This window comes from Marinilabilia sp., from assembly GCF_016278715.1.
Classification (GTDB): domain Bacteria; phylum Bacteroidota; class Bacteroidia; order Bacteroidales; family Marinilabiliaceae; genus Marinilabilia.
The window spans coordinates 1-3348 of the sequence record NZ_JADQBH010000087.1 but is presented as its reverse complement, the minus strand read 5'-3'; the positions used below and the strand labels follow the sequence as shown (position 1 = coordinate 3348).

The following is a 3348-nucleotide window of genomic DNA, read 5'->3' as shown; positions in this document are numbered from 1 at the left end:
CGTAAACTCAACACCTACACAGTCAATGTAAGTGGTCTTTTGAATCCTCCCAAGCCAACCTTGGAAAAGGAAGAAATCCAAAGCCTGATCAAGGCCGAAATAGGCCAGATTCCCAAACCTCAAAACGGACTGGGTGATTTGAACAGCCTTCTGGGCATGTTCACCGGCAACAGCGAAGGATTGCAAGGCATTGAAGGCTTGTTTGGACTATTCAATACCATCTCGGGCAACAACAAAGAGCTGGATAGGATCAACTACCAAAAACAGCTGGACGACTTTAAGTTTGAGAGCCGGTTCAACTTACTTCAGGAACGCTACGAGCAACTGCGAAGCGAAAATGCCGAACTGCGTGTGGAGAAAGAGCGGTTCCTCAATGAAAACAAGGAACTCAAAACCGAAAAGACCGATTTGGAAAACCGGCTGGCCGGGTACGCGCCTAACGAGCTGATGAAACGAGTGGCTATTGGCGCAGTAGCCACTCTTGGGGGAAGGCTTCTGAGCAACAGCCCCAAAACAGCAGAACTACTTGGCCTTTCTCCACAGGAGCTCAAAGGTGCTTTGGGCATTGTGGATGAGCCCATGGATGATGCTTCATTGCCACAAACCAATGTGGAGATAAGCGAGATCGGCGCACCGCAATCTCCGGAGGATAAGAAAAAAGCCGAGATCATTAAAAACCTCTCCGATGCACTTGCCACATGGGAACTGCCGGAAGTGGCCAAAATCGCCAACATCGTTGGGTTGTGCCTTGATAAAGCCGAACTCATCAACCCAACACTGGCCTTTTTGAGCCAATCCATCAAGGGAACCACAGCGGAACAACCAGAAGCGATGGAGCTGGAAAACAACGAATCGGACAATTAATAAACAAGAGATATGAAAAAATTTAAAGTCAGCATAACCATTGAAGCTGAATCCCCCGAAACGGTTCAGAAAGTAGGCAATCTCATTCAAAATGCGGTCAACAAGGTGGAACAGCGGGACATTATCCGTCTTTTGGAGAAAGTAGCCAAGAATCCACAAATCGTTAAAACCGCTTTAAAATTCATCTGATGACAGGATTGGTAAATAAAGCAGCCATGATTGGGATGGGCATCAAAATAGGCGTTCCGGTGCTGGCCATTGGAACGGGGATTTATCTTATCAAGCGGATGTTCAAAAGAAACCCCGATGGCACATCGACCCGGGTAGCACCTTCACTTAAAGATACGGTTATCCAAAAAGAGAACCTGACCATCTCGCCATCCGATGCAGCCCTGTTTGCCAATACCCTTTACGGGGCTATGCTGGATTTCGGAACGGATGAAAAGACCATCTACAACATCATTGGAAAAATCTCCACCAAAGACGACATGCTTTTGGTGATAAAAGCCTTTGGCATGAAGCAATACCTCTGGGGAACCCGCACAGCCCTGATCGGCCAGAATTACAACCTGCTGGGCTGGCTGCGCTTTGAGTTAAGTGACCGGGAGATTGCCAAAATCAAAGCCAAGTTCGACCAGTGGGGAATTCCTATCTAAACACCAATGCAACCATGGATAAGAGACACAAGAAGATATTTTTCATTTCGGGAGGGGTGTTGACCACCGGGGCAATAGTAACCACCGTTTTGCTGATTCGAAGACGGAACGGGCAAAAACGTGGCCTGTTGCCCCCACGTGGTTCTGATGTCAGTCCGGCCAATATTTTGACCACCAATAACAATCGGTTGCCGGCAAACTTTCGCAACTGGAAGGGCGGCAATGATTACCTGTCCACAGCACCAAGGGGTATTCGCAACAACAATCCGGGCAATTTGATTTACACCAACATCAAATGGACAGGCAAACTTCCCAAGGACCAAAACAAAGATCGCCGTTTTGAAATGTTCATTGCTCCGGAGTATGGCATCCGTGCCATGATTAAAGACCTCAAGCACGACATTGAAAAAGGGAAAAACACCGTTCCAACGCTCATTTCCGAGTATGCACCAAAGTTTGAGAACAATACGGCGGCTTACATCCAAACCGTGTGTAAGGATTTAAAAGTCTCTCAAACTACCAAGCTGCTTCCCTCTAAGAATACACTTCGACTGCTGGTTCATTCTATCAGCCGGGTGGAAAACGGGGACAATTACATCTCCAACGAGCTTTTTGATAAGGCTTATGCTATGATTTAACCCTTAGGAAGGGAGCCAATAATTTTTTTAAACGACAGCAAACAATAGAAAATTTCAAATATGGCAACGATAAAAATGTTCAGTGGAGATACGCCTCCACTACTTAAAAAAGGCGAATGGGCCAGCGACGGGAACTATGCTTATCTGGGCATGGAACATGGCGAGTACAAAGTGTTTCAGGGCGTGTTCGACATGGCCAAAGACCAAAAGGTAACCGGTTTTAAATACAGCCTTGATGAAAAGGCCATCATCATTCCCAAGGGCACACCTTTTTCCAAGCTCCAGCGTTTGTTCGACACCCTGCCCAAGGCGTTGAAGTACCACACCAACGAGAAGGCCAGTATCGACATCATGTTTGAAAACGGAACCTACATCAATGATTTGGGAACATGGCTGGTGCTAAGGGATTTCTCCTATCAAATCAACATCAAATCGCTTACCAACAAAGTGGATGGAACAGTCGGCACCTATGTGAAACCGGTGGTTTTCCAAAGTGACAAAGCCATTGAGATTTACAACAGTGCCGTCAACTTTGCCGACATACGCTTTGAGTATTTCGATTCGGAGAGTGGAGCCATCACCTTTTTGAACAGTACCATCAACATCGACGATTGCTGTTTCGATGCCAAGGTTAACCAGTGTTGCACCATTGACCGGGGGTACAACAAGATTGTGTTTTCCGATACCTATTTTAAAATGAGCCGGGACGTTCAGGATTCCATCATGGATAAGGCATCGGTTGGTTCGTTTATCAACATTGCCCGCAGTAAGTCGGCGCCCGATTTTCGCCCCAAGACCATTGTAAAATCCCTGAGTGGGGGAATGATCATAGCCGGAAACGTGGAAGATTTGCTCATTGCCGAGAAAAGTCCGGTTTATATGCCCAATGGTGGTATTGAGGTGCATGGTGGTTTTGTGACCAACCCGGATGGCAACATCGACATTGCCGTGCCCACCAAGTTCTCCCAGTTGGAAAATGACCTGAACCTGACCAGTGATTACAATGAGCTCGAGAACAAACCTGTCACCATTACCGCAGAACAGGCTACAGCCATTGAAGCCTCAAAAGCCAAGAACAGCTATCCACAGGTCGATGCAGAGAAGCTGGCAGGTATTGAAGAGAGAGCAACGGTTGGAGCAGATTGGAATACCAACGTACAGAACAAACCGGTTACCATTTCACCGGAACA

At 47.0% G+C, this 3348-nt stretch carries 5 protein-coding genes; all 5 read left to right on the top strand.

Annotated elements, in window-relative coordinates; translation table 11 throughout:
* The coding region (locus tag QZZ43_RS05450) for a hypothetical protein (RefSeq protein ID WP_291856914.1) at positions 1-864 on the top strand (864 nt) is incomplete at its 5' end.
* 12 nt (positions 865-876) lie between these two features.
* Positions 877-1053 carry a hypothetical protein gene (locus QZZ43_RS05445; RefSeq protein WP_181872129.1) on the top strand — a complete coding sequence of 59 codons (177 nt, stop codon included), beginning with the start codon at positions 877-879 and terminating at the stop codon, positions 1051-1053.
* Positions 1053-1520, top strand: a complete 468-nt coding sequence (locus QZZ43_RS05440; protein ID WP_291856913.1) for a hypothetical protein — start codon at positions 1053-1055, stop codon at positions 1518-1520. The genes QZZ43_RS05445 and QZZ43_RS05440 overlap by 1 nt, the downstream gene beginning before the upstream one ends.
* A gap of 14 nt (positions 1521-1534) precedes the next feature.
* The gene (locus QZZ43_RS05435) at positions 1535-2158 is read left to right on the top strand and encodes a hypothetical protein (RefSeq protein ID WP_291856912.1); all 624 of its coding nucleotides are present in this window, start codon (positions 1535-1537) and stop codon (positions 2156-2158) included.
* 60 nt (positions 2159-2218) lie between these two features.
* Positions 2219-3348 (top strand): hypothetical protein (locus QZZ43_RS05430; protein ID WP_291856911.1); only part of this gene is annotated, 1130 nt, incomplete at its 3' end.